Raw genomic sequence first — 24,624 nt, 5'->3', positions numbered from 1 at the left:
ACGGGCGGTTCGGCGGGCTCGCGTGCAGGCCCGGGTGGCTCGGCGGCCGCGGAATCGCTCGCCCGCCTCGGTGCCCGTGACTTGGCCGCCGCCGGCCCGGTCAGCCGCGCTGCCGCATCCGGCGCCGTGGCCGCCACGCTCGGGACCTCCCCGGCCGGCCAGGGTCTTCGGTCCTCCCTCGCGGGCGGGCCGAGGTCGCTCACCGCGCCTCCGAACAGCGCCATGACCAGGGCAAGCAGCACCCCGGCCCCATCCCGGACCCGGCTTCGACGTCGCATGATCGACTCCATGTCCCCAGCCTGCGACACCGCCGGGCGTCGTGGGGGCCGGCCCGGGAATCTGTGGATAACCGGAGGCGATGTGGACAACTGCGTCGGTGAGCGGCCGCCGGTGGGGGAGGGGCTGGTGGCAGGGGGTAGAATCTTCTGCGCGGTCCGCGTGAGCGGGCTGACTTCGCGTGCACGTGCGCGTTCCCCCGGTTTTCGAGCTTCACCGGCCGGGCGATTCGCACGGCGTCCGGCGGTCCCGCGGGTTCCTTCGCCCCGGGTCCGGACACCGGCACGGGCACCAGGGCGAGCGGCCACCCGGCCGCGAGCGACAAAACCGAGCAGCGCGTCCAAGGAAGCTACCGCGGGCGCGCACGACACAGAAGAGGTGTGATTCCGGCAATGGCCGTCGTCACCATGAAGCAGCTGCTCGACAGCGGCGTGCACTTCGGGCACCAGACCCGCCGGTGGAACCCGAAGATGAAGCGCTACATCTTCACCGAGCGCAACGGCATCTACATCATCGACCTGCAGCAGACGCTGACCTACATCGACCGTGCCTTCGAGTTCATCAAGGAAACCGTCGCGCACGGTGGCACGATCATGTTCGTCGGCACCAAGAAGCAGGCGCAGGAAGCCATCGCCAACGAGGCCGCGCGCGTGGGCATGCCCTACGTCAACCAGCGCTGGCTCGGCGGCATGCTGACCAACTTCCAGACCGTGCACAAGCGCCTTCTCCGCCTGAAGGAGCTCGAGGCCCAGGAGCAGACCGGCGGCTTCGCCGGCCTGACCAAGCGCGAGATCCTCACGCTCACCCGTGAGAAGGAAAAGCTGGAGAAGACCCTCGGCGGTATCCGCGACATGGCGAAGGTGCCGAGCGCGGTGTGGATCGTCGACACCAAGAAGGAGCACATCGCCGTCGGCGAGGCTCGCAAGCTGAACATCCCGGTCGTCGCGATCCTGGACACCAACTGCGACCCGGACGAGGTCGACTACCCGATCCCGGGCAACGACGACGCGATCCGCTCGGCCGCGCTGCTGACCAAGGTCGTCGCCGAGGCCGCGGCCGCCGGCCTGATGGCCCGCTCCAGCCGCAACGGTGCTTCGGCCGACGCCAAGCCGGAGCCGGGCGTCGCCACCGACGAGCCGCTGGCCGAGTGGGAGAAGGAGCTGCTCGCCGGCTCCGAGACCGCCTCCGCCGACGCGACCGAGGCCGCTGCCGCGACCGAGGCCGCCACCGAGCAGGCGACCGCCTCCTCCTGATGTCCCACCGTCCGTGCGGCCGGCCCTCGTGGCCGGCCGCACCGGCGTAGCAACCCACAGATTTCCTGCAAAGGACGGATTTACCAGAATGGCGAACTACACCGCCGCTGACGTGAAGCGCCTGCGCGAGATGACCGGCGCCGGCATGATGGACTGCAAGAAGGCGCTGGAGGAGAACGACGGCGACTTCGAGAAGGCCGTCGAGTTCCTCCGCATCAAGGGCGCCAAGGACGTCGGCAAGCGCGCCGAGCGCGCCACCGCCGAGGGCCTGGTCACCGGCGACGGCGGCGTCCTGATCGAGCTGGACTCCGAGACCGACTTCGTCGCGAAGAACGCCGACTTCCAGGCGCTCGCCGCGAAGATCGTCGAGGTCGCGAAGACCCTCAAGACCAACGACGTCGAGGCCCTGAAGGGCGCCGAGCTCGAGGGCAAGACCGTCAACGAGGTCGTCCAGGAGCTGTCGGCCCGCATCGGCGAGAAGCTCGAGCTGCGCCGCGTCGTGGCCTTCGAGGGTCAGACCGCGACCTACCTGCACCGCCGCGGTTCCGACCTGCCGCCGGCCGTCGGCGTGCTCGTCGAGTTCACCGGTGACGACGTCGACGCCGCCCGCGGTGCCGCCATGCAGGTCGCCGCGCTGCGCGCGAAGTACCTGACCCGCGACGAGGTGCCGGCCGAGATCATCGAGAACGAGCGCCGCATCGCCGACCAGACCGCCCGCGAGGAAGGCAAGCCGGAGCAGGCGCTGCCGAAGATCGTCGAGGGCAAGGTCAACGCGTACTACAAGGACAACGTCCTGCTCGAGCAGCCGTCGGTCAAGGACAACAAGAAGACCGTGAAGGCGCTCCTGGACGAGGCCGGCGTGACGCTGACCAAGTTCGCGCGCTTCGAGGTCGGCCAGGCCTGAGGCCAGGTCCGGGCGTAGGTTTCACCCAGTGCCCCGTCTCCGTCCATCGAGGACGGGGCACTGTCGAATCTGAAGAACAGAAAAACGGTCGAGGGGCGTAGGAGGCGACATAGATGGGTGACCGGGTCGAAGGTGGCTACCGGCGGGTGCTGCTGAAACTGGGCGGCGAAATGTTCGGCGGTGGTTCTATCGGCGTCGATCCGGATGTCGTCCACTCGGTCGCGCAGCAGATCGCCGACGTCGCCCGCACCGGCGTCCAGGTCGCGGTCGTGATCGGGGGCGGCAACTACTTCCGCGGCGCCGAGCTCTCCCAGCGCGGCATGGACCGCGACCGCGCCGACTACATGGCGATGCTGGGCACGGTGATGAACTGCCTGGCACTGCAGGACTTCCTGGAGAAGGAGGGCCTGCCGACGCGCGTGCAGACCGCCATCACGATGGGCCAGGTCGCCGAGCCCTACATCCCGCGCCGCGCCGAGCGGCACCTGGAGAAGGGCCGCGTCGTGATCTTCGGCGCCGGGGTCGGCATGCCGTACTTCTCCACGGACACCGCGGCCGCGCAGCGGGCGCTGGAACTGGGCTGCGAGGCCGTGCTGATGGCGAAGGCCGTCGACGGCGTCTACACCGCGGACCCGAAGAGCGACCCCACCGCCGAGATGTTCCGCGAGATCACCCACCGCGAGGTGCTGGAGCGGGATCTCAAGGTCGCCGACGCGACGGCGTTCAGCCTCTGCATGGACAACAACATGCCGATCATCGTGTTCAACCTGCTCACCGAGGGGAACATCGCCCGCGCGGTGAGTGGTGAAAGAATCGGCACGTTGGTCAGCACCCCCGCCGACGGGGTGCCGGCCTAGACCTGCTGGGATCAGCAAGCGCCACCCATCACAACAACGGGAGTAGCCGTGATCGACGAGACCCTCCTCGACGCCGAGGAGAAGATGGAAAAAGCGGTGTCCGTCGCCAAGGACGAGCTGACGTCGGTACGCACCGGCCGGGCTTCCTCGACGATGTTCTCGCGGATCGTCGTCGAGTACTACGGCTCGCCGACCCCGCTGAACCAGCTGGCCAGCGTCAACGTGCCCGAAGCCCGCATGGCGCTCATCAAGCCCTACGACCAGAGCCAGCTCGGCGCCATCGAGAAGGCGATCCGGGAGTCGGACCTCGGCGTCAACCCGAGCAACGACGGCCAGGTCATCCGCATCGTCATCCCGCAGCTCACCGAGGAGCGGCGCAAGGAGATGGTGAAGGTCGCGAAGAGCAAGGGCGAGGACGCCCGTGTCTCGATCCGCAGCGTCCGCCGCAAGGCCAAGGACGAGCTGGACCGCATCGCCAAGGACGGCGAAGCCGGCGAGGACGACGTCGTGCGGGCGGAGAAGGAACTGCAGAACCTGACCGACACCTACGTGCACAAGGTCGACGAGCTGGTCAAGCACAAGGAAGCCGAGCTGCTCGAGGTCTGATGGCACAGATGAGCGAGGAACGCGAGGACCGGGTGGACGCCACCGGGGAACAACCGGCGGGCACCCCCGGGACGCCGGAGCCGGCCGACGCCCCGGCCACGCCCGAGTTCCCGGGAACCGCCGACACCGGCCGCACGCGGGCGGGAGAGGTGGGTTCGGGACCCGCGGCCTCGGATTCGAGTGCGGCGGCACAGTCTGCGGCGTCGGGATCGGGTGCAGCGGCACGGTCTGCGGCCTCGGGATCGGGCGCGGCGGCCACGTCCGGCGCAGCGGCGAGGTCCGCGGCTTCGGGAGCGAGTGCGGCTTCGGCGGAGACGCCGGTCGTGCCGGAGACCTCGGGGACCGGCGAAGCGGACCGCCTGTCGGCCGCCGGGGCTGCCGAGGCTACTTCGGTGCCCGCCGCGGACAGCCCGGCGGGCAAGAAGGCGTCCAAGGCCGGCCGGAACCTGCCCGCGGCCATCGGCGTCGGGCTGCTGCTCGGGGCCGCGATCATCGTTTCCCTGCTCACCGTGCGCTTCCTGTTCATCGGGATCATCGCGATCGCGATCGCGGTCGGCACCTTCGAGTTCGCCGGGGTGCTGCGCCGGGTCGCCGACATCCGGGTCGCGATGATCCCGGTGCTCGTCGGCGGGCAGGCGATGATCTGGCTCGCCTGGCCGTTCGGCCGGGAAGGCGCGCTCACCGCGTTCGTCCTCACCGTGCTCGCCTGCCTGCTGTGGCGCCTGCCCGGCGGCGCGAAGGGCTACCTGCGCGACATCAGCGCGTCGACGTTCGCCGCCGCCTACCTGCCGCTCTTCGGCGCGTTCGCGGCCATGCTCGTGCCGCCGTCGGACGGCGTCGGGCGTGTCCTCACCTTCCTGATCGGCGTCGTCGCTTCGGACACCGGGGGCTACATCGCCGGCGTGCTCGGTGGCAAGCACCCGATGGCGCCCTCCATCAGCCCGAAGAAGACCTGGGAAGGCTTCGCCGGTTCGCTGGTCGGCGGGGTCGTGGCCGGGGCGCTGACGCTCAGCCTGCTGCTGGACGGCCACGTCTGGCAGGGCGTGCTCTTCGGCGTCGCGATCGTGCTGACCGCCACCCTGGGCGACCTCGTCGAGTCGCTGATCAAGCGCGACCTCGGCGTCAAGGACATGGGGACACTGCTGCCCGGGCACGGCGGGATCATGGATCGCCTCGACTCCCTGCTGCCTTCAGCCGTGGTGTCCTGGCTGCTGCTCTCGGCCTTCGTGCCGCTCGGCTGAGGCGGCGTCCCAGCGCATCGTCGCCCGCAGGCCGAGCACTCGCTCGACGACCAGGGCGACCTCCGGCCGATCGTCGTCGCGCCGGTGCACCAACGACCACGGCCAGCGCGCCGGGGTACCGACCGGGCGGCGCACCAGGCTCGGCGGGAACGGTGCCGTGTGCCGCTTCGGCGACTGCAGCACCGGAACCCGCAGCCGCGTGACGTGGTCGAAGAACGCCTGGCCGATGACGCCGCCGTCGTCGATCCGGACGACGCGCGCACCGCTCGCCGCCGCGTAGTCCAGCGCGAACTCGTTCCACGCCTGCCACGACGACTGGTCCGAGTCCACCAGCACCGACAACGCGGACGCCGGCACCGCGTCGGCCCGCGCGAGGCGGTGGTCGCCCGGCAGGACCGCGGGCAGGGTCTCGACGCGCACCAACTGGGCCGCCAGGCCCAGCTCCGTCAGCCGCGGCTCGTCGATCCAGGCCAGCGCCAGGTCCAGGGTCCCTTCGGCGACGCGGACCACCTGCGTGTGCGACGGCAGCACCCATTCGTCGAGCCGGACGACGTCACCGAGCAGCCGCGTCAGCTCCGGCGGCAGCCAGCTCACGTGTCCCAGGCGCAGCTTCGTCCGCGCGGTGCCGCGCACGCGCCGGGCGGCCGCGTCGGCCAGCTCCAGGATCTGGCGCGCGTCGCCGACCAGGGCCGCCCCGGCGCGGGTCAGCTCGACGTGCCGCCGGTCGCGGACGAACAGCGCCGCGCCCAGTTCGCGTTCCAGCTTCTTGATCTGCTGGGACAGCGACGGGCTCGCGATGTGCAGGCGCTCGGCGGCCCGCGTGAAGTGCAGTTCCTCCGCGACCGCGAGGAAGTACCGCAGCTGCCGCAGTTCCATGCGACCACGGTAGACCTGCGGTGGGAGGTTTCGCCTAACAGAGGTAGGCGATGGTTCGTGGACCACCGAAGCGTCCGCGGGCTTGACTCGGGGCATGCTCACCGAAACCCGTGCGCCGGCGAAGCTGGCGTTGTCCGCCGTCTGCCTGGGCTTCCTGATGATCACGCTCGACGCGACCATCGTGAACCTGGCCCTGCCCGCGATCGGCGCCGACTTCGGCGAGCCGTCGACGGCGGCCCTGCAGTGGGTCGTCGACGCCTACACCGTCACGCTCGCCGCGTTCCTGCTCACCTGGGGCGCCGCCGGCGACCGGTGGGGCGCCCGCCGGGTTTTCGAAGCCGGTGTCGCGGTCTTCGTCGTCGCGTCCGTCGCCTGTGCGCTCGCCGGGGACACCACCTGGCTGATCGCCGCGCGGGCGGTGCAGGGCGCCGGGGCCGCCGCGCTGCTGCCGTCGTCGCTTTCCCTGATCGTGCACCAGTTCCCGGACGCGCGGGAGCGGGCCCGCGCGCTCGGCGTCTGGGGCGGCATGAGCGGTGTCGGGCTCGCAGCCGGGCCGATGCTCGGCGGGCTCGCGGTCGGCCTCGCCGACTGGCGGCTCGTCTTCGCGGTCAACGTCCCGGTCGGGATCGTCGCCATCGTGCTGACGCGCCGGGCGGTCGGGCACCCGCCGCGCCACGAGTCGACCCGCCTGGACCTGGCCGGGCAGCTGACCGGCACGGCGTCGCTGGCCGCGTTCGTCGCCGGGTTCATCGAATCCGGGCACGCGGGCTGGTTCGCGCCACCGACGCTCGCCCTGCTCGCCGGGGGCGTGGTGACCGGGGTGGCGTTCGTGGTCGCCGAGAAGCGGGTGCCGGATCCCGTGCTCCCGCTGGGGATCCTGAAGATCCGGAACTTCGCGGTGGCGACCGGGATCGGCGGCCTGTTCAACTTCTGCCTCTACGGCACGCTGTTCTGCCTGGCGCTGTACCTGCAGCGCGAGTGGTCGCTCGGCGCGCTCGCCGCCGGGCTCGCGCTGGTGCCGCTCACGATGGCGGTCGGGCTCAACGCGTTCTTCAGCGGACGGCTCACCGGTCGGTTCGGCCCGCGCGTGCCGATGGTCGCGGGCGCGCTCGCCGGGCTCGCCGGCTCGGCGGGTTTCGCGCTGCTGCCGGCGGATCGCGCGCTCGTGCCGTTCCTGGTGGTCTCGGTCGTCTTCGGCTGCGTTTCGCTGGCGATGCCCGCGATGACGGCGCTGGCGATGAACGCCTTGCCGGGCAAGGCCGGGCTCGCCGCCGGCGTGCTCAACGCGTCCCGCCAGACCGGCGGGGCGATCGGGGTCGCGCTCGTCGGCGGGCTGCTCCCGGCCGCCGGGATGTGGCTGGTGGCGGCCGGGTACGCGCTCGTCGCGGGGCTGGCGTTCGCCGAGCGTCAGTCGTCGTAGGGGTCGTCGACCTCGGCGCGTCCCCAGTCTTCGGAGACGCGCGAGTGGTCGATCACCGCGAAGACGAAGCCTTCGGGGTCGGCGAGGATCGCCATCCGGCCGAACGGTGTGTCGTAGGGCTGGATCACGACCGCGCCGCCGTTCATGAGCGACTCGCCGGCGACCGCGTCGACGCCGCGGGCAGGATCGATGTCGAAGTAGACGAGCCAGTGCGGCGGGGTGTCGATGCTGTACTCCGACCCCATCACGTACCGGTAGAGCACCGGCTCGTGCTCGATCAGCCATTCGACGTAGTTCAGGGACTCGCCGTCGCCGATCTGGTGGCTCGAGTAGGTGAAGAGCTTGGTGTAGAAGTGATCCGCGGCCGCGCCGTCGTGGGTGTTGAGGTCCGCGCCGCTGAAGGTGTTGGGGATCCCGGTGACGAACTCCCAGTCCGGCGGCACCTCCCAGAAGACCACCGGCGCGCCGCACGCGTCGAAGGCGTGCAGGATCGTGCCGCGCCGCGGGATCGGCATCGGGCCGAGCGTCAGCCGTCCGCCGAGGTGCTCCACCCATTCGGCCGCGCTCGCGGTGTGCGGCACGGACAGGTGCGGCATCCAGCCCACCGGCGCGCCGTGGGCGGCGCGGTAGAGCCCGCCGACCGGGAGGTCGTTGAGCGTCGCGATCGCGTACCGTCCGTCGGACGTCGCCGGGTCCCGTTGAGTGGTGTAGGTCCAGCCGAAGAGCGCCCCGTAGAATCTTTCCGCCACGGCCTGCTCGCGGCAGGCCAGCTCGATCCAGCACGGAATTCCGGCCGGGACCGGGGACGGGGTACTGGACGGGCCGATCGCCATGTGTGCTCCTCCTCCGAACCCACCGAATTCTAGGCGTGATCCGTAAGTTTTCCGCCAAGAAACGGCCGCCGGAAAATCACCGGCGGCGATGTCGGCCCCGGAAGGAGCAGCGGTGCGGTGGTCGTCCCGGCGCGCGGAGGTCGTGCCGAGCCCGAACATCTGGTACTACCAGGCCGAATACGAGCTGGAGAACCGGGCGCAGGACAGCGGCGGCGAGATCTGGCGCGTGCTGCGCGAGGAGTGCGACTGGGCCGGCCGGGACGTGCTGGACGTCGGCTGCGGTGACGGCTTCCACCTGCCGCACTTCGCGCGCGAGTCGCGCTCGGTGCTCGGGGTCGAGCCGCACGAGCCGCTGGTGCGAAGCGCGCTGAAGCGCGTGCACGGGCTGTCGAACGTGGAAGTGAAGATGGGCCGTGCGCAACGGCTGCCGGTCCGCAGCGCGAGCGTCGACGTCGTCCACGCGCGCACGGCCTACTTCTTCGGGCCCGGCTGCGAGCCCGGACTGGCGGAAGCCGAGCGAGTGCTTCGGCCGGGCGGGGTGCTGGTGATCGTCGACCTCGACGCGACCTGCGAGCCCTACGGCGGCTGGATGCGTGCCGACCTACCGCACTACGACCCGGCGGCGGTGGAGCGGTTCTTCGCCCGGGCCGGGTTCGGCTGCCGCCGGGTCGTCACGGAGTGGCGTTTCGCGACCGCCGCCGACCTCGCCGCGGTGCTGAAGATCGAGTTCAGCAAGCGGGTTGGCGAACAGGCGGTCGCGGAGTCCTTGCAGCGTAACGGGAATCGTGCGCAGGACCTGACGCTGCCGGTGGGCTACCGCGTCCACACGCGGGTGAAGCCCACCGGCCTCGTCCTGCCTGGTCACTCGGCCGTCTCGGGCGACGGGGACTCGTCCTCGTCCTCACCGAGGATGCCGTAGAGCGAGCGCCGGGCGTCGTTGAGGACCTCGGCCGCGCGGGCCTGCTGGCTCTCGGTGCCCGCCCGCATGATCTGCACGACGGCCGCGGCGAGGTTCTTGCCCGCCTTGGCCAGCCCGACCTCGGTCGGGTCGACGTCCTGCGCGATCTGCTCCCACGGCGGGGTGCTGTCCTGCTCTTCCGCGGCGGTGCGGCCGGCGTCGGTCAGCTCGAAGAGCTTCTTGCCGTGCTCGTCCTTGCTGATGACCAGGCCTTCGTCGGCCAGCAGCTGCAGCGTCGGGTAGACCGAGCCGGGGCTGGGCCGCCAGAAGCCGCCGGAGCGCTCGCCGATTTCGCGGATGATCTCGTAGCCGTGCCGGGGCTGCTCGGCGAGCAGCGCCAGGATCGCGGCGCGGACGTCACCGCGGCGGCTGCGCCGTCCGCCGTGACCCCGCCTGCCCGGTCCGTGGCCGCGACCGCGTCCACCGCCGGGGCCGAAGCCCGGGGGGAACTCGCCGAAACCACCGAAGGGGCCGAAAGGTGCGCGCCCACGCTCGTGGGCGAAGGGGTGTCGTTGCCTACGCATGTCTGTGTTCCTTTCTCGAACTGTTGCGACACGTTCACGATATATCGGAAACAGTCGGATGGCAACCTTGCTGTGGTGACGCCGCTCACGGCCGCAGCCGGGTGGGAAGATCGGCGGCGTGCCGGAAACCATCGACGAGATCGACGCGCGCCTGCTCCAGGCCCTCGGCGAGGACCCCCGGTCCACGGCGGTCGCGCTGGCCGAGCGCCTGGGCCTGTCCCGCAACACGGTCCAGGCCCGGCTCGCGCGGCTCGAACAGCGCGGCGTGCTCGGGTCCTTCGAGCGCCGCATCGACCCGGCCCGGCTGGGCTACCCGCTGCGCGCGTTCGTCAACGCGCAGGTCGACCAGCGGCGCCTCGCCGAGATCGCCGACGCCCTGGCGACCATTCCCGAGGTCACCGAGGTGTGCGGACTGACCGGGGCGAGCGACCTGATGGTGCAGGTGGTGGCCGTCGACGCCGACGACCTCTACCGCATCGCCGGGCACATCCTCGCCTCGCCCGGCGTCGAGCGGACGAACATCTCGCTCGTCATGCGCGAGCTCGTCCCGTACCGCCTGACGCCTCTGCTGGAGCGCGTGCATTCTGCGCACCCGGAGGCCTGAGCCGTCCGGCTGGAGCATGCATTCTGCGCACTCCTGGCGGCATCGGTTGTGCGAAGCGTCCACCAGTGCTGTTCTTGGGGGTGCTTCCTGCACGAAAGGTGTCGACGATGACCCATGCCCCCGTGACCGCCCCGGCGCTCACCGCGATCGAGCAGCGGGTCCTGTGGCTCGCCACCGCGATCGTGCACCAGGCCAACCGCGTCCGGGCGAACCCGTCCGGGCTCAAGGTGGGCGGGCACCAGGCGTCGTGCGCGTCGCTGGTCTCGATCATGACGTCGCTGTGGTTCCGGCACCTGCGCCCCGAGGACCGCGTCTCGGTGAAGCCGCACGCGTCGCCCGTGCTCCACGCGATCAACTACCTGCTCGGCGAGCTGGACGAGGCCTACCTGCCGACGCTGCGCGAGTTCGGCGGGCTGCAGAGCTACCCGAGCCGCGCCAAGGACCCCGACCCCGTCGACTACTCGACCGGCTCGGTCGGCATCGGCGCGACCGCCCCGATCTGGGGCGCGCTGGCCCGCCGCTACCTGACGGCCCGCGGCTCGTCGGCCGGGACCGGGCGGCAGTACTCGCTGGTCGGCGACGCCGAGCTGGACGAGGGCGCGATCTGGGAGGCCATCCTCGACCCGGGCGTCGCGGACCTGGGCGAGATCGTCTGGATCGTCGATCTCAACCGCCAGTCGCTCGACCGCGTCGTCCCGAACATCGCGGCCGGACGGCTGCAGGGCATGTTCGACGCGGCCGGCTGGCAGGTCCTGACGCTGAAGTACGGGCGGCTGCTGGAGGAGCTGTTCACCCGGCCCGGCGGCGCCGAGCTGCGCTCGCGCATCGACGAGATGCCCAACCCCGAGTACCAGCGCCTGCTGCGGTGCGACGCCGCCCAGGTCCGTGACCGGCTGCCGGCCGGGAACGCCGCGTTGGGCGAGCTGGTGGCGTCGCTCGACGACGAGACGCTGCTGGCCGCGATCCGCAACCTCGGCGGCCACGACCTCGGCTCGCTCGACGACGCCTTCGCGTCCATTTCGGACAGCCGGCCGACGGTGATCTTCTGCTACACGGTCAAGGGCCGTGGCCTGCCGACGCAGGGGCACCCGCAGAACCACTCGTCGCTGCTGACCGTCGCGCAGATGGAAGAGCTGGCTTCGTCGTTGGGGACGGACCTCGCCTCGCCATGGCAGGGCTTCGCCAAGGGGTCGCCTGAAGCCGCGTTGTGCGCCGAAGTCGCTTCGCGCCTTCGCCGTCCTGAGATTCCTTCGGCGCCTTCGCTGGAACTGCCGGTCGACATCGGGCGTACGCCGTCCGGGACCGCTACGACACAGGCGGCGCTAGGGCGTGTGCTGCTCGACCTGACGCGCGAAGCGCCCGAAGCGGCGAAGCGCGTCGTCACGGTCAGCCCGGACGTCAGCTCGACGACCAACCTCGGCGGCTGGGTCAACAAGGTCGGCGTCTGGTCGGCGACCGAACGACGCGACTGGTTCGAGGACGACCCCGAGACGATCATGCACTGGCGCGAGAAGCCGACCGGTCAGCACGTCGAGCTGGGCATCGCCGAGACGAACCTGGTCGGCCTGCTGGGCGAGCTGGGCGCCACCTGGAGCCGCTGGGGCGAGCCGCTGCTGCCCATCGGCGTCATGTACGACCCGTTCGTCGAACGCGCGCTGGAGCCGTGGTCGTTCGGCATCTACGCGGGCGGGCAGTCGATCCTCATCGGCACGCCGTCGGGCGTCACGCTGGCTCCGGAAGGCGGCGCGCACCAGTCGATCACCACGCCGTCGGTCGGCATCGAGCAGCCCGGCTGCGTCAGCTACGAGCCGGCGTTCGCGATCGACACCGAGTGGACGCTGCTGGCCGCGCTCGGCCGGCTCGGCAAGCCGGGCGGCACGTCGTCGTACTTCCGGCTCTCGACGCGCCCGGTCGACCAGACCCTGGCCGACGTGCCCGCCGACCCGGCGGCGCGCGAACGCCGTCGCCGCCAGGTCGTGGCCGGCGCGTACCTGCTGCGCCGCGCCGCTTCGCCGGCGGTGACGCTGGTGGCGATGGGCGCGCTGGTGCCGGACACCCTGGCGGCCGCCGAGCGGCTGGCGCAGGTGGGCGTCGAGGCCGACGTCGTCTGCGTGACCAGCCCGGGCCTGCTGTTCGAGGCGCTGCAGGCGCGGTCGGGCCGGGGGAGCGGCGAGTCGTGGATCCTCGACCAGGTGTTCCCGGCTTCGCGGGCTCGCCCGTTGGTGACGGTCCTCGACGGGCACCCGCACACGCTGGCGTTCCTGGCCGGGGTCAACCGGGTGCCGTCGGTCGCGCTCGGCGTCACCGGGTTCGGGCAGTCGGGGTCGTTGGAGGACGTCTACCGCTACCACGGCATCGACACCGACGCGATCATCCGGGCCGCGCTGGACGCCGTCAGCTGAAGGTCGCGGCCGCCAGCATGGCGTCCGTGGCCGCGTCCCGGCCGGCGGAGGTCCCGTACTGGACGACGAGGATCTTGCTCGTCGGCAGCCACCACATCCGGACCTCGTGGTTCTGGCTCGCGTCCTTGCAGGTGACCTGCCAGTGGCCGTACTCGGCCTTCTTGGGCCCGATCGGCTTGAAGCCGGACTCGACGAGGTTGCTGCCGGTCGCCTCGGAGCCGTCGCCGGGCGGCGAGGCGGGCGTGATGCACGTCGGGACGTCGGTGCCGGTGTACCAGCCGAAGGGCCGTTTCGAGCTGGGCAGGTTGAGGGGCGCGTTGGGGTCCGACGTCGCCTCGCGCAGGTCCAGGAGCCGTGCTTCGCAGACGGCGGAGCCTTCGCCGACGCAGCCGTCGAGCAGGCCGTCCTGGCTCTTGTCGGTGTACTTCGCCCCCACGGGCAGGGCGACGTGCATGGTCCCGACGACGACCTGCGGGCCGGCCACCTTCGTCACGGTCGGGACGGGCTGCGCCTGCCCCGCGGTCGACGTGCTGCAGGCGGCGGCGCTCAGCACCACCGCGACGGCCACGACGCTGTGCCGGAAGGACACGGGCTCACCTCTTTCGTCCGCGGGTTGGACTCCCGGACGGCCCTCCCGGTTTCGCCGGTGACCTGGCATACATCCGGCCAGGGCGGCCCGGGCGGGGCTGGTGGGCGCGTGGGACACTGGTCAGGTTATGACTGCCCTCCCGCTCGTCTTCGACGCCCCCAAGCGTGGCCTGCCGCCGCGCCACCTCGCCGACCTCACCGTGGCCGAGCGCGCCGCCGCCGTGGCCGAGCTGGGGGAGAAGCCGTTCCGCGCGAAGCAGCTGTCGAACCACTACTTCTCCCGTCTGACGGTCGACCCGGCGGAGATGACGGACATCCCGGCGGCGTCCCGCTCCCGGCTCGTCGAGTCGTTGATGCCGACGCTGCTGACCGAGGTCCGCGCCCTGGAGGCCGACAAGGGCGCGACGCGCAAGACGCTGTGGCGCGCGCACGACGGCACGCTGCTGGAGAGCGTCCTGATGCGCTACCCGGACCGCGCGACGCTGTGCATCTCGAGCCAGGCCGGCTGCGGCATGGCGTGCCCGTTCTGCGCGACCGGCCAGGGCGGGCTCGATCGCAACCTGTCGACGGCGGAGATCGTGGACCAGGTCCGTTCGGCGGCGGCGGTCATGCGCGACGGCACGATGCCCGGTGGGCCGGGCCGCCTGTCGAACATCGTCTTCATGGGCATGGGCGAGCCGCTGGCCAACTACAAGCGCGTCGTCGCCGCGGTTCGCCGGATCACGGATCCGGCTCCGGGTGGGCTGGGGATCGGGCAGCGTTCGGTGACGGTGTCGACGGTGGGTCTGGCGCCGGCGATCCGGAAGCTCGCGGACGAGAAGATGCAGGTGCGTCTCGCGGTGTCGCTGCACACGCCGGATGACGAGCTGCGGGACACGTTGGTTCCGGTGAACGAGCGGTGGTCTGTCGATGAGGTGCTTTCCGCGGCCCGGTACTACGCGGACACGTCGGGACGGCGGGTGTCGATCGAGTACGCCCTGATCCGGGACATCAATGACCAGCCGTGGCGGGCTGAACTGCTCGCGAAGCGGCTGCGCAAGCACCTGGGCCAGTTGGTGCACGTCAACGTCATTCCGCTGAACCCGACGCCGGGGTCGAAGTGGGACGCGTCGCCGAAGCCGGTGGAGCGGGAGTTCGTGCGCTTGGTAAACGCCGGCGGGGTTGCGTGCACGGTGCGGGACACCCGGGGCCAGGACATCGCCGCGGCCTGTGGTCAGCTGGCGGCTGAAGGCTGATTTTGTTCGTGTCGATGATGGAGTGTTTGTCGTGATGTATGCCCCCAGCCTGTTGGATCCGGCTGCGGAGGAGCTTCGGCTCGCGGACTTCACCGGCGCGACGGACGTCGCCCGTGAAGCGCGGACGCTGCTCGGTGAGCGGTTCAGTTCGGTGACGTTCATGTACGTGCTGATGCGCGCGTTCGAGGTGGAGTACAACGCGGCGCGGGATGCTTCGCGGTGGCACGAGTTCCACGGCGGCCCTCGGGCGTTGTCGGACTCAGATCTGGAGAAGTTGCTGGCTCCGTGGCTTGGTCGCTGACCCGGTTCAGCTGAGCCGGTAGAGGTGTCCGCCTTGGACGGCGAGCACGGTGATCGGGCCATTCGCGGTGCTACCCGTAGCCTGCCACGCGGTCGCGCCGGCTGGGGCTGTCGCGGTTTGGCCTGCGGTGAGCGGCAGACCTGTGGTGCCGCCGCCGGTGATCGTGCCTGTCTGGTCGGTGATGACCACGCAGTCCGGGCGCGTGCCGTCGATGACGGCCCAGCCGGTGATGATCGCGCCCGCGTCGGTGGCGGGAGCGTCCAGTGCTCCGTGTGCCGTGCCGGAGCCGGTGGCAGACACCGGCTGGGCGGTCGTCGGATCCAAGTGGCCGCCCAGTTCGGGGCCGTGGCAACCGAGCGTGAACCTGTCGTTGAAGGGGTAGGCCTGTAACGCGCGGGCGGCTGGGGCGGCGGCGCGCTGGATGTGCAGCTGCTCCAGAGCCGCGGGTGCGTCGACGCGGAGGGCGATCGCGGACAGACTGAGCGGCGCGTAGCTGCGGCGCACTTCGTCGGCCTTACCGCCGCCGATGGCATGGGTGACCAGGGAGAGCGCGACAACCGCCACGACGAGGTACCGTTGTGACCACTGTGGACGGTGCAAAGTGGCCAGTACGAGCAGTGCGATGGTGGCCAGCGCCGCTACTAGGACGTATCGGCTGATGAGGCCGACGTTACCCCCGGGGACGTTGGTTGTGGTCCGCCCGAGCGCGAGCATCGCGGCCAGCGCGAAGGCGTAGCAGGCCAGTCCCACCCATCCCGCGTCCATGGCCGGCCGATCGGCGATCGTCCGGCGCAGCAGCAGGGCGAGCAAGGCGGCAGTCAGTCCGCCCGCGATGACCGCGAGTACGGCGATGTCCACCGACCACAGTCCGCCGATGGCGGCGGCGGCGACGGAAACGCGTCCGTCCGGGTCGAAGGCGGACGTCGCCCCGGACTGCGTTCCTGCGGGCTTGGTGAGCCACCAGGCTGCGAGGGCGACCAGGCCGACCACTGCGGGGACCGCGACGCGGAGCCGGGATTCCTTGCGTAGCCAGGCGACGACGGCGATCACGAACCAGATCGGCAGCGCGGCGCCGAAGCTGAGACAGCCCAGCACGGCAGCCACGTAAGCGGTGATCGGCCGACCGTGGTGCGCACAGGCGACGGCGATCGTGCAGAACGTGACCGCGGGGACCCAGCTGATGCCGTTCGTGCTCTGCAGCCACAGTTCGGTGGCGTGGGAGCTGAACAACAGCCAGGACATGGTCACGGTCAAGGTCACTCGCGTCGTCGCGTTCAGGTGCCGCGGAAGCATGGTGTGCAGCGCGAACACCGCGACCGTGAGCAGGGCGATCGTCAGGACGGTCAAAACGCGGTTGTCACCGCCGAACCACGCGGCGTCGGCGTAGAACAGCAGCGACGGCACGACGAACGGCTGGTCGAGGTGGTAGGTGAAGACCTGGCCGAGCAGAAGATTGCCGTTGTCGTCGGTGATCTTCGCGAAGACGTGCCAGTAGTCGAGGAGCACGTGCATCTTCGGCGCGCGAGCCGCGGCCAGGAGAGCCAACGCGGCGGGGACGGCGGCGAAGACCCACAGCGCCGCGATGCCGAGCCGGCGCGAGGCTGTCCCGCGGACCCGCACGGTGGTGCGCGGGATCTCGGCGGTGACGGCGGCGTCGGCGAGCGCTTGCTCGGGCATGGGTCTCCTGCAGAACGGGATACACGGGATCTGGAGATCGGCTGGCAGGGTAGCCGGTGGCCGGTCGCTGACAAGGCGACGACCTGGGTGTACTGGATCCGGGCCGTGTTGGCAATTGTGCGCTTCGTCTCATTTGGCCGGTGTAACGGCAGTGTGAGGTCGTGGCGATGCAGGGTGCGGGCGAGGGATGAGAATTCCCGACCCCCGGGTAGACCCGGCACTACGTGTCTGGAGTGCCCGGCAGGCACTATTCCGCGGCGGCAAGCTGTGCTCCGCGGGCCATTGGGGGCGACCGCGGCGAGACGCCGGGTCGCCGGGGGAGGAACTGGCCGTGCTGCGGTTGTCGCGTCCTGTCCATCTGGTCCGTTGGGTCAGAGCGATCGTGCTCGCCCTCACGATGACCCTGCTCGTCGGCAGTACCGAAGCGATCGCGGCTCCGCCGCGGGTCGCGGATGCGCCGAAGCCGATCGACCCGCGCGAGGTCGGCCTGCTGCCGTCGGCCGCACCCGCGCCGGTGGCCCCGCAGTCGCCATCGAAGGCCGATTTCGCGGCGCAGAGCCGGTTGGACGGCGGAGCGGGCACGCACTTCGACCCGCAGCGCTCGACGCCGGTGTCGTGGACGATGTTCAGCACCGAGTACGTCAACGCCGATGGCACGCGCTCGGTGCGCCAGTCGAACCAGCCGATGAACGTGCAGGACGAGCACGGTCAGTGGCGGCCGGTCCAGACCACCCTCGAGACGGACCCGGCGACCAAGCGCGCCGACGCCGACAACCACCCGCTGAGCCCGTCTCTGGCGACCAAGGCCAACGACGCCGCGGTGCTACAGGTCGAGTCCGGCGGTCACACCGCCGGCCTGGCCCTCGATCAGGCCGCGCCCACTGCGGCCGCAGTGAAGGGCGACTCGGTCACCTACCCCGAGGTCACCGTCGGCACGGACCTGGACTACGAGGTCACGCCGGGCGCAGTCAAGGAGACGATCAAGCTCAAGCGGCCCCCGGCCGACGGGCGCTCGTCCTGGAAATTCAAGCTCACCACGGGCGACCTGACCCCGAAGCTGGAGAGGAACGGATCCGTCACCCTCGCCGACAAGACCGGCGCGGCGAAGATCGTTCTCCCGCCGATCGAGACCTGGGATTCGGCGGGCAACGGCGTGACCGCCCCGGCGATGACCGGCGGCACCTACACCCTGGACAAGGCCGGCGCGGACTGGTGGCTGACCGTCGCGGTCGACTCGAACTGGCTGCGCGACCCCAAGCGCGTCTACCCGGTATCCGTCGATCCGACCTTCACCTACGGCGTCACCGAGTCGCACTCCTACCGCTCAGACGGCACCAACTGTGACGCCTGCGGCCTGCGGATCGGTAACAGCCAGGCCAAGGGCGACACCTACAACCGCAGCGTCTTCCACATGGACTACTCGCCGCTGTTCGGCAAGACCGTGGTCGGCGCGCGCATGGACCTGACCCGCAACACCAGCGTGGTCGGGTCGCTCAAGACGTGGAACGCGAACCTCTACCACGCCTCGGCGTTCAACTACAACGGCGTCGGCGGCTACATGACCAGCGCGCTGGTCGGCGACGTCGGCAGCTTCGTCGGCGAAGGCATGACCGGGTTCATCCGCGACCGCGTCAACGCCCGCGACGGCTCGGTCTTCTTCATGATGATCGGCGCGGAGAACGCCGGTACGTGGACGTACAAGAACCTCAATGCGACCCTGACCGTCGACACCGGTTCCCCGGCCCCGGCGACCACCCTGGTCGGGCCGGCGGACGGCACGGTGTCGACGTCGCTGACCCCGACGTTGTCGGTCAAGCCGGTCACCGACCCGGACGGCGAGCAGGTCAAGTACTGCTTCCGCATCGCCACCGGCGCCGACGCGAAGTCCGGTGTCGTGGTCGAGTCCGGCTGCCTGGCGACTCCGACCTGGACGGTTCCTGCAGGGATCTTGCAGGACGGCGTCGCCTACACCTGGCAGGCGATGACCTACAGCGGCACCACGACGATCACCCCGACGTGGGTCGGTCACTTAAAGATCGACCAGCGGATCGGTGACCACGGGCCTTCGCCGACCGACGACGCCGGCCCGGTAACGGTGAACCTGGCCAACGGCAACGTGACGACGTCGCAGGCAAGCCCCACGTTCACAACTGTCGGTGGCAACGCCGGACTCACCCTCACCTACAACTCGCAGCAGCGAGAAAACAAGGGCCTCAAGGCGTCCTACTTCGTCGACCTGTCGCACAACGGCCTTATCAGTGACGCCCAGCAGCCCGTACTGGTACGGACGGAGCCGCAGGTCAACGTCGACTGGGGCACCGATTCACCGTTCGCTCCGGCCTTGCCGGCGGACTGGTTCGTCGCCCGCTGGGAAGGCTTCTTCCAGGCCCCGGTCACCGGCACATACCAGTTCGCCGGCGTCCACGACGACGGCGCGGTCGTGTGGATCAACGGCGGCAAGGTCTATGACGTCGGCACCCCCAGTGACCTGAACTGGACCCAGGCGACGAACGTCTCGCTCACCGCGGGGCAGCGGGTGCCGATCAAGATCGAAAGCGCCGAAGCTACCGGCCCGGCCAAGATGCGGCTGTTCGTCCGCACCGCCGACAACACCACTGTCGCGCCGCAGATCGTTCCCGCGGACTGGCTTTACACCTCAGACCTGCCGGTGCTGCCTCAAGGCTGGACGCTGTCCGCCGATCTCGACGGCGACGGCTCCAGCTACACCGAAGCCAAGGTCACCGATCAGAACATCGTTTTAACCGACGCCAGCGGCGCCAAGCACACCTGGACCAAGAAGAGCACCGGCGGCTACACGACACCGGACAACGAAGACGGCGTGCTCGCCCTCGACCCGGCGGGCAAGGTCACACTCATCGACGGCGGCGACGTCTTCGTCTTCCGCGCCGACGGCAAGCTCGAAAGCCAGTCCTCCACCACGGATTCACGCAAGCCCGCAGCGCTGCAGTACATCTACGACGGCACACCGTCCCGGCTGCGGGAGATCAAGGACCCTGTCTCAGGCCGGTCGCATGTGCTGCACTACAACCGCCCGGGCGATGACTGTTACGGCGGCGTCACCCCGCCGGCGGGTGCGCAGGCCCTTCCGCCGTCGCAGATGCTGTGCCGGATCAGCTACTGGGACGGAACCGAGACCCGTCTCTGGTACGTCGGTGGCAACCTCCTCGGCCGGATCGAAGACCCCGGCTCCGAGATCACCGACTACGGGTACAACTCCGCCGGGCTTCTTGCCGGAATGCGAGGCAGCCTCGCGAACGACTGGATCGCCGCCGACCCGGCGAACCGGAAAGCCAACGAAGGCGACCTGACCAACCAAATCACCTACGACACCACCGCGAAGCCGAAGATCACCGGATTCGCTGCGTCCGTACCGGCAATCGGACAGCCCCGACCGGCACGCGGATACCGCTACGACCTCGCCAACCGTCAGACGTTCGTCGACGTCACCGGGCTTTCCCCGGCGACGGGATTCTTTTCGAAGGTCACCTACGACGACGCCGACCGCACCACCTCGACGACCGACGCCGCAGGAAAGACCACTACCCAGGAGTGGTCACCCAAGGACCTGGCGCTGTCGACGACTGACCCGGCTGGGCGTAAGGCGACGACGGTCTACGACTACGCCGACCGGCCGGTCGACTCCTACGGCCCGGCTCCGGCATCGTGCTTCTCCGGCCAGCTGCCGAGCGGGAACTGCCCAGGCGGAATGGCCCACGCGCACGACGCCTACGACGAGGGCATCAACGGCCTCGCGGTCGGCTGGTACGACAACGACCAGCTCTCAGGGGCGCCGAAGGCCTACACCACCGGCCTGGGCACAACCGATGGCACCCTCGTCAAGAACTGGAACAGCGTCGCGCCAACGCCTGGTGTCCCCGCCGACCACTTCTCCCTGCGCGCGACCGGGGACATCGTGTTCCCCGCCGCAGGCGACTACACCCTGCGTGTACTCGCGGATGACGGTGTCCGTGTGTGGGTCGACGACCAACTCGTCGTCGACGACTGGATCAACACCACCGCCAAGTGGCGCCAAGGCGTTGTACACAGCGACGCTCCTGGCCAGGCGAAGCGCATCCGGGTCGACTACTACGAGTTCGATCTGACTGCCCAGCTCGAGCTGCACTGGACCACACCGTCCGGTACGCAACAGCCCGTGCCGGGAACCCAGCTGCGTCCGCATTACGGCCTCAAGACGTCCACCACAGCGTCGGAATCCAACGGCGTGGCCGACAAGGCCGCCACTACCAGCTTCGGCGACGCCGGACTCGACCCGGCATACGGCCTGGCCACGTCCGGGCTCGCGAATCCGGCGGGTTTGAAGGTCGCCGGCTCGGTGAGTTACGAGGCGCCGGGTACGGGATACCTGCGCAAGACCGCCAAGACCATGCCGACTGGCGCGAAGACGACGTACGAGTACTACGGAGACACTGAAACCCGGGCGAATCCGTGCGTGCCGGGCAGCGCGGCGATCAACCAGGGTGGCATGCCCAAGCGCACCCTGTCCGCCGCTCCCGCTTCAGGGCCGGCTCGGGTGGAAGAACGGGTGTACGACGCGTCGGGCCGGGTCATCGCGGAAGCGACCGGTGGTGCGTGGACCTGCACCACCTACGACAACCGCGACCGACCACTGCAAGAGCAGATTCCCGCGAGCAAGGATGCGCCTGCGCGGACGGTCACCCACGATTACGCGATCGGTGGCGATCCGCTGACCTCGTCGATCTCCGACGACAAGGGCACGATCTCGAGCACGGTCGACCTTCTCGACCGGGTCGTCGCGTACACCGACGCGAACGGCGTCCGCACCACCACCTCCTACGACCTGGTCGGCCGGGCGACGACCTCGACCGTAACTCCGCCGAACAGCGCCGATGCCCCGCGCACGGTGTCGGTCACCTACGACGACACAGGCCGAGTTCTCAACCAGAAACTCGGCGACACCGTGCTCGCGTCCGTCACCTACGACGCGGCCGGCGAGCTGGCAACGGTCACGTACGGCAACGGCACATCGTTGTCCTCGATCGCCAAGGACAATGGGGCTCGGCTGCTGTCGCTCGGCTGGAAAACCAGCGATGGTAACTCCCTGGTGTCCCAGGTCGGTCGGACGTCTGCGGGCACCATCGTCGACGAATCACTCGGTGGAGCCGACGCGAGGCCCAATGCGCCGAACTACGTCTACGACGCTGTCGGGCGGCTCACTGAGGCCTTCGTGACCGGTCACCACTACACCTACGACTACACCGCCGCTGCGTCGGCAACGTGCCCGACCGGAACGCAGAGTAACGCCGGCCTGAACACCAACAGGATGCGCCTGCTGGACGAAACTTCCACTGGCACCGCGGAGACCCGGTACTGCTACGACGCGGCCGACCGGCTCCTCGCGACCGAAGGTGCGACAGCCCTCTCAGACGTCACCTACGACGCGGACGGCAACACAACCGGCTGGAAGGATGGCACTGGCGCGACCACGACCCTGAACTGGGACGGCGCGGACCGGAACATCGGCGTCGCCACCATCGGGTCGAACGCCGCGCTCAATGCGAACATCGCCTACACGCGCGATGCGACCAACCGGATCGTGCGTCGTGACCCGCGGGACTGTGACAACAACACCGTCGTGCGGTATGGCTTCACCAACGATGAGGACACACCGGACCTCACGCTGAACACCGATGGGCGCCTCACGTCGTTCACAGTGACCCTTCCGGGCGGGGTGCTGTACTCGGCTCGCGTCGGCTCGGACGGTGCATTCACACCGACATTCGACCACCCGTCCGTGCGCGGTGACCTCGTGCTGACGACGGACGCCGCCGGTCACCAGGTCGGCGACCTCCGCACGTTCGATCCCTACGGCCAGCCCCTGACGGCCTCCGGTGCGGTCGACAACCAGAACGTGCCGGACAACTCGCCCGGCGCGATGGACTACGGCTGGCTCGGCGAGCATCAGCGTGCCTACGAGCACACCGGTGCGCTGTCGATCGTGCAGATGGGTGCGCGGCCGTACAGCCCGCTGCTGGGCCGTTTCTTGTCCGTCGACCCAGTCGAAGGCGGGTCGGCCAACGACTACGACTACGTCGCGGGCGACCCGGTCAACGCCACGGACCTCGACGGCAAGATGTGGGGCTGGCTTAAGGCCGCGGTCAACGTCGTGACCAAGGTCGCCGAGGTCGCGGCATGGATCCCGGGCCCCATCGGCACGGTCGCCAGCGGTATCGCCGCCGTCGGTAACGCGATCCAGGGAAACTACCTCAAGGCCGGAATGTACTTGGCCAGCGCGGTCACCTTCGGCGCCGCGCGCTACGTCGCCGCGGTGGGAAAGGTCGTCCAGAAGTCGAAGATCTTCGGTGCGGCCAGCAAGCTGTTCGGCAGGCACAAGATCGGCATCTTCAACCGCACCGACAAACTCCGCCTCGGCTGGACCTGGCGGGGAAGTGCGCAGAACGGTCGGCACATGCTGAGCCTGCGCGTGGGGTCGAAGCGTTCGTTCTTGGGCTTCCGCGGGCGCTATGTACGATTCCGTGGCAAGCGGATCAACATCCACTTCCATTACCACATCATCAAGGGAGGACGATGAGCCACCCGGAGTCGTCAGGTGGCCGGTTCCTGGCTTCCCTCAGGTCTGCGTATCACGAGCTGCTGGAGAGCGGAACGGTGACACTCACCGTCGACGATGGTGATGACGAAACGACCGCGAAGCTGGAGCCGGGGCGCTCCAACGGGCCTCGTCTGGAGTTGCGATCGGCGGGAAGCGTAGCGGAGCTGTTCATCGAAGATCTTGATCCGTTCGAATTGGATGAAGCTTCGCCGAAAGACCTGGAGGAGTTCGAGTCGCTTGCTCATGCGCTGGTCGACGGGAACGTCGAGCTGGTGTCAAAGCGAACGTGGTCGGGCTGGCGCCCGACCGAAGTTGAATGGCCGGGAGGTCAGTGGTCTCTCCCCGGGAATCCGGGAGTGGTGACACTGTTTTCCAGATCGCGCCGAGAGGACGTTCGCGGATACGAATGAGTCGTCGTCCCGCTCGGGCGATCGACTGACTCGAATCTTCCGTCGCAGTCGCCGAAGCGAACCCACCGAGTCCTCGTGTGCCCGACGGCAAGCTTGCCCCGGCGTGCGAGGCCTCTGAGGCAAGCGTCGAGGCGTTGCGTGTATCCGCTGGTAGAGGAGTTGTAAAAGGGTAGGCATGGGTGAGCCGCCGGCCAACTACAAGCGCGTCGTCGCCGCGGTTCGCCGGATCACCGATCCGGTTTCGGGTGGGCTGGGGATCGGGCAGCGTTCGGTGACGGTGTCGACGGTGGGTCTGGCGCCGGCGATCCGGAAGCTCGCGGACGAGAAGATGCAGGTGCGTCTCGCGGTGTCGTTGCACACGCCGGATGACGAGCTGCGGGACACGTTGGTGCCGGTGAACGAGCGTTGGTCGGTGGACGAGGTGCTCTCGGCGGCGCGGTACTACGCGGACACTTCAAGGGCGGCGGGTGTCCATTGAGTACGCTCTGATCCGGGACATCAACGATCAGCCGTGGCGGGCGGAGCTTTTGGCCGAGCGGCTGCGGAAGCACTTGGGTCAGCTGGTGCACGTGAACGTGATCCCGCTGAACCCGACGCCGGGGTCGAAGTGGGACGCGTCGCCGAAGCCGGTGGAGCGGGAGTTCGTGCGGCTGGTCAACGCGGGCGGCGTCGCCTGCACGGTCCGGGACACCCGCGGCCAGGACATCGCCGCGGCGTGCGGCCAGCTGGCCGCCGAAGGCTGATTTTTCGTTCGATGATGGAGATTTTGTCGTGATGTATGCCCCCAGCCTGGTGGACCCGGCTGCGGAATCGTTGAAACTCTCGGACTTCACGGACGCGACGCAGGTCGCCCGCGAGGCGCGGACGCTGCTGGGCGAGCGGTTCAGCTCGGTGACGTTCATGTACGTGCTGATGCGCGCCTTCGAGGTCGATTACACGGCGGCGTGTGACGCGTCGCGGTGGCACGAGTTCCACGGCGGGCCGCGGGCGTTGTCGGACGCTGATCTGGAGCAGCTGCTCGCTCCGTGGCTTGACCGCTGACCCGG

Annotated in this window: 20 protein-coding genes and 1 pseudogene; 15 read left to right on the top strand and 6 right to left on the bottom strand. The window is 69.7% G+C overall.

Annotated features, from left to right (window positions below):
* Nucleotides 1-278 (bottom strand): hypothetical protein (locus ACWEN0_RS18410; protein WP_451974624.1); only part of this gene is annotated, 278 nt, incomplete at its 3' end.
* A 390-nt stretch (nucleotides 279-668) separates the two neighbouring features.
* Between ACWEN0_RS18410 and rpsB the strand changes: the two genes are divergently transcribed.
* The 5 genes from rpsB (at nucleotide 669) to ACWEN0_RS18385 (ending at nucleotide 5,137) form a co-directional block, all read left to right on the top strand.
* The gene (gene rpsB, locus ACWEN0_RS18405; protein WP_451974622.1) at nucleotides 669-1,529 is read left to right on the top strand and encodes a 30S ribosomal protein S2; all 861 of its coding nucleotides are present in this window, start codon (nucleotides 669-671) and stop codon (nucleotides 1,527-1,529) included.
* An 88-nt stretch (nucleotides 1,530-1,617) separates the two neighbouring features.
* Entirely contained in the window at nucleotides 1,618-2,433 is an 816-nt protein-coding gene (gene tsf, locus ACWEN0_RS18400) for a translation elongation factor Ts (RefSeq protein ID WP_451974620.1), read from the top strand.
* Nucleotides 2,434-2,546: 113 nt separating this feature from the next.
* Nucleotides 2,547-3,290: a UMP kinase gene (gene pyrH / locus ACWEN0_RS18395; RefSeq protein WP_072480944.1), complete on the top strand. Its 744-nt coding sequence runs from the start codon at nucleotides 2,547-2,549 to the stop codon at nucleotides 3,288-3,290.
* 48 nt (nucleotides 3,291-3,338) lie between these two features.
* Nucleotides 3,339-3,896, top strand: a complete 558-nt coding sequence (gene frr, locus ACWEN0_RS18390) for a ribosome recycling factor (RefSeq protein ID WP_451974618.1) — start codon at nucleotides 3,339-3,341, stop codon at nucleotides 3,894-3,896.
* 392 nt (nucleotides 3,897-4,288) lie between these two features.
* Nucleotides 4,289-5,137 carry a phosphatidate cytidylyltransferase gene (locus ACWEN0_RS18385; protein ID WP_451975175.1) on the top strand — a complete coding sequence of 283 codons (849 nt, stop codon included), beginning with the start codon at nucleotides 4,289-4,291 and terminating at the stop codon, nucleotides 5,135-5,137.
* Here the strand turns inward: ACWEN0_RS18385 and ACWEN0_RS18380 are convergent.
* Nucleotides 5,087-6,013, bottom strand: coding sequence for a LysR family transcriptional regulator (locus ACWEN0_RS18380; RefSeq protein WP_451974616.1), 927 nt, complete (start codon nucleotides 6,011-6,013; stop codon nucleotides 5,087-5,089). The genes ACWEN0_RS18385 and ACWEN0_RS18380 overlap by 51 nt on opposite strands.
* A gap of 94 nt (nucleotides 6,014-6,107) precedes the next feature.
* Between ACWEN0_RS18380 and ACWEN0_RS18375 the strand changes: the two genes are divergently transcribed.
* Nucleotides 6,108-7,433, top strand: coding sequence for an MFS transporter (locus ACWEN0_RS18375; protein WP_451974614.1), 1,326 nt, complete (start codon nucleotides 6,108-6,110; stop codon nucleotides 7,431-7,433).
* Here the strand turns inward: ACWEN0_RS18375 and ACWEN0_RS18370 are convergent.
* Nucleotides 7,421-8,266 (bottom strand): VOC family protein, encoded by an 846-nt coding sequence (locus tag ACWEN0_RS18370; RefSeq protein WP_451974612.1) that lies wholly within the window; start codon nucleotides 8,264-8,266, stop codon nucleotides 7,421-7,423. The genes ACWEN0_RS18375 and ACWEN0_RS18370 overlap by 13 nt on opposite strands.
* Before the next feature lie 112 nt (nucleotides 8,267-8,378).
* Here ACWEN0_RS18370 and ACWEN0_RS18365 point away from each other — a divergent pair, with 112 nt between their 5' ends.
* On the top strand, nucleotides 8,379-9,185 hold the full coding sequence (locus ACWEN0_RS18365; protein ID WP_451974610.1) for a class I SAM-dependent methyltransferase: 807 nt from the start codon (nucleotides 8,379-8,381) through the stop codon (nucleotides 9,183-9,185).
* On the opposite strand, the gene ACWEN0_RS18360 is transcribed toward ACWEN0_RS18365, so the two are convergent.
* Complete coding sequence (locus ACWEN0_RS18360) at nucleotides 9,128-9,748, bottom strand: PadR family transcriptional regulator (RefSeq protein WP_451974608.1); 621 nt, start codon at nucleotides 9,746-9,748, stop codon at nucleotides 9,128-9,130. The two genes, ACWEN0_RS18365 and ACWEN0_RS18360, sit on opposite strands and share 58 nt — an antisense overlap.
* Before the next feature lie 118 nt (nucleotides 9,749-9,866).
* On the opposite strand from ACWEN0_RS18360, the gene ACWEN0_RS18355 reads away from it, so the two are divergent.
* Both ACWEN0_RS18355 and ACWEN0_RS18350 read left to right on the top strand, forming a co-directional pair.
* Entirely contained in the window at nucleotides 9,867-10,352 is a 486-nt protein-coding gene (locus ACWEN0_RS18355; protein WP_451974606.1) for an Lrp/AsnC family transcriptional regulator, read from the top strand.
* A 107-nt stretch (nucleotides 10,353-10,459) separates the two neighbouring features.
* Nucleotides 10,460-12,754 carry a transketolase-like TK C-terminal-containing protein gene (locus tag ACWEN0_RS18350; protein ID WP_451974604.1) on the top strand — a complete coding sequence of 765 codons (2,295 nt, stop codon included), beginning with the start codon at nucleotides 10,460-10,462 and terminating at the stop codon, nucleotides 12,752-12,754.
* Here ACWEN0_RS18350 and ACWEN0_RS18345 read toward each other — a convergent pair.
* Complete coding sequence (locus tag ACWEN0_RS18345; protein WP_451974602.1) at nucleotides 12,747-13,343, bottom strand: hypothetical protein; 597 nt, start codon at nucleotides 13,341-13,343, stop codon at nucleotides 12,747-12,749. The two genes, ACWEN0_RS18350 and ACWEN0_RS18345, sit on opposite strands and share 8 nt — an antisense overlap.
* Nucleotides 13,344-13,470: 127 nt before the next feature.
* Between ACWEN0_RS18345 and rlmN the strand changes: the two genes are divergently transcribed.
* Nucleotides 13,471-14,577 (top strand): 23S rRNA (adenine(2503)-C(2))-methyltransferase RlmN, encoded by a 1,107-nt coding sequence (rlmN, locus tag ACWEN0_RS18340; RefSeq protein WP_451974600.1) that lies wholly within the window; start codon nucleotides 13,471-13,473, stop codon nucleotides 14,575-14,577.
* Between the two features lie 34 nt (nucleotides 14,578-14,611).
* Nucleotides 14,612-14,878, top strand: a complete 267-nt coding sequence (locus ACWEN0_RS18335; protein WP_451975173.1) for a hypothetical protein — start codon at nucleotides 14,612-14,614, stop codon at nucleotides 14,876-14,878.
* A gap of 6 nt (nucleotides 14,879-14,884) precedes the next feature.
* On the opposite strand, the gene ACWEN0_RS18330 is transcribed toward ACWEN0_RS18335, so the two are convergent.
* A complete protein-coding gene (locus tag ACWEN0_RS18330) occupies nucleotides 14,885-16,555 on the bottom strand; it encodes a DUF2079 domain-containing protein (protein ID WP_451974598.1) in 1,671 nt (556 codons plus the stop codon).
* A 331-nt stretch (nucleotides 16,556-16,886) separates the two neighbouring features.
* On the opposite strand from ACWEN0_RS18330, the gene ACWEN0_RS18325 reads away from it, so the two are divergent.
* The 4 genes and pseudogenes from ACWEN0_RS18325 (at nucleotide 16,887) to ACWEN0_RS18310 (ending at nucleotide 24,619) form a co-directional block, all read left to right on the top strand.
* Nucleotides 16,887-23,147 carry a PA14 domain-containing protein gene (locus tag ACWEN0_RS18325; RefSeq protein ID WP_451974596.1) on the top strand — a complete coding sequence of 2,087 codons (6,261 nt, stop codon included), beginning with the start codon at nucleotides 16,887-16,889 and terminating at the stop codon, nucleotides 23,145-23,147.
* On the top strand, nucleotides 23,144-23,578 hold the full coding sequence (locus tag ACWEN0_RS18320; protein ID WP_451974594.1) for a hypothetical protein: 435 nt from the start codon (nucleotides 23,144-23,146) through the stop codon (nucleotides 23,576-23,578). Before ACWEN0_RS18325 ends, ACWEN0_RS18320 begins: the two co-directional genes overlap by 4 nt.
* A gap of 169 nt (nucleotides 23,579-23,747) precedes the next feature.
* Nucleotides 23,748-24,321 (top strand): annotated as a pseudogene (locus ACWEN0_RS18315) (radical SAM protein); the annotation flags it as partial.
* A 31-nt stretch (nucleotides 24,322-24,352) separates the two neighbouring features.
* Nucleotides 24,353-24,619 (top strand): hypothetical protein, encoded by a 267-nt coding sequence (locus ACWEN0_RS18310; protein WP_451975171.1) that lies wholly within the window; start codon nucleotides 24,353-24,355, stop codon nucleotides 24,617-24,619.
* Nucleotides 24,620-24,624: the final 5 nt, after the last annotated feature.

The sequence above is a fragment of the Amycolatopsis sp. NPDC004378 genome, assembly GCF_053602455.1.
This window is presented reverse-complemented; position numbering and strand designations above follow the sequence as displayed.

What these genes read in the sequence shown, in the direction of transcription:
- ACWEN0_RS18375 (WP_451974614.1), top strand. Translation starts at nt 6,108, where the DNA reads ATGCTCACCGAAACCCGTGCGCCGGCGAAGCTGGCGTTGTCCGCCGTC.
- ACWEN0_RS18335 (WP_451975173.1), top strand. Translation starts at nt 14,612, where the DNA reads ATGTATGCCCCCAGCCTGTTGGATCCGGCTGCGGAGGAGCTTCGGCTC.
- ACWEN0_RS18360 (WP_451974608.1), bottom strand. Translation starts at nt 9,748, where the DNA reads ATGCGTAGGCAACGACACCCCTTCGCCCACGAGCGTGGGCGCGCACCT.
- ACWEN0_RS18310 (WP_451975171.1), top strand. Translation starts at nt 24,353, where the DNA reads ATGTATGCCCCCAGCCTGGTGGACCCGGCTGCGGAATCGTTGAAACTC.
- ACWEN0_RS18380 (WP_451974616.1), bottom strand. Translation starts at nt 6,013, where the DNA reads ATGGAACTGCGGCAGCTGCGGTACTTCCTCGCGGTCGCGGAGGAACTG.
- ACWEN0_RS18320 (WP_451974594.1), top strand. Translation starts at nt 23,144, where the DNA reads ATGAGCCACCCGGAGTCGTCAGGTGGCCGGTTCCTGGCTTCCCTCAGG.
- ACWEN0_RS18350 (WP_451974604.1), top strand. Translation starts at nt 10,460, where the DNA reads ATGACCCATGCCCCCGTGACCGCCCCGGCGCTCACCGCGATCGAGCAG.
- tsf (WP_451974620.1), top strand. Translation starts at nt 1,618, where the DNA reads ATGGCGAACTACACCGCCGCTGACGTGAAGCGCCTGCGCGAGATGACC.
- rlmN (WP_451974600.1), top strand. Translation starts at nt 13,471, where the DNA reads ATGACTGCCCTCCCGCTCGTCTTCGACGCCCCCAAGCGTGGCCTGCCG.
- ACWEN0_RS18330 (WP_451974598.1), bottom strand. Translation starts at nt 16,555, where the DNA reads ATGCCCGAGCAAGCGCTCGCCGACGCCGCCGTCACCGCCGAGATCCCG.
- rpsB (WP_451974622.1), top strand. Translation starts at nt 669, where the DNA reads ATGGCCGTCGTCACCATGAAGCAGCTGCTCGACAGCGGCGTGCACTTC.
- ACWEN0_RS18370 (WP_451974612.1), bottom strand. Translation starts at nt 8,266, where the DNA reads ATGGCGATCGGCCCGTCCAGTACCCCGTCCCCGGTCCCGGCCGGAATT.
- pyrH (WP_072480944.1), top strand. Translation starts at nt 2,547, where the DNA reads ATGGGTGACCGGGTCGAAGGTGGCTACCGGCGGGTGCTGCTGAAACTG.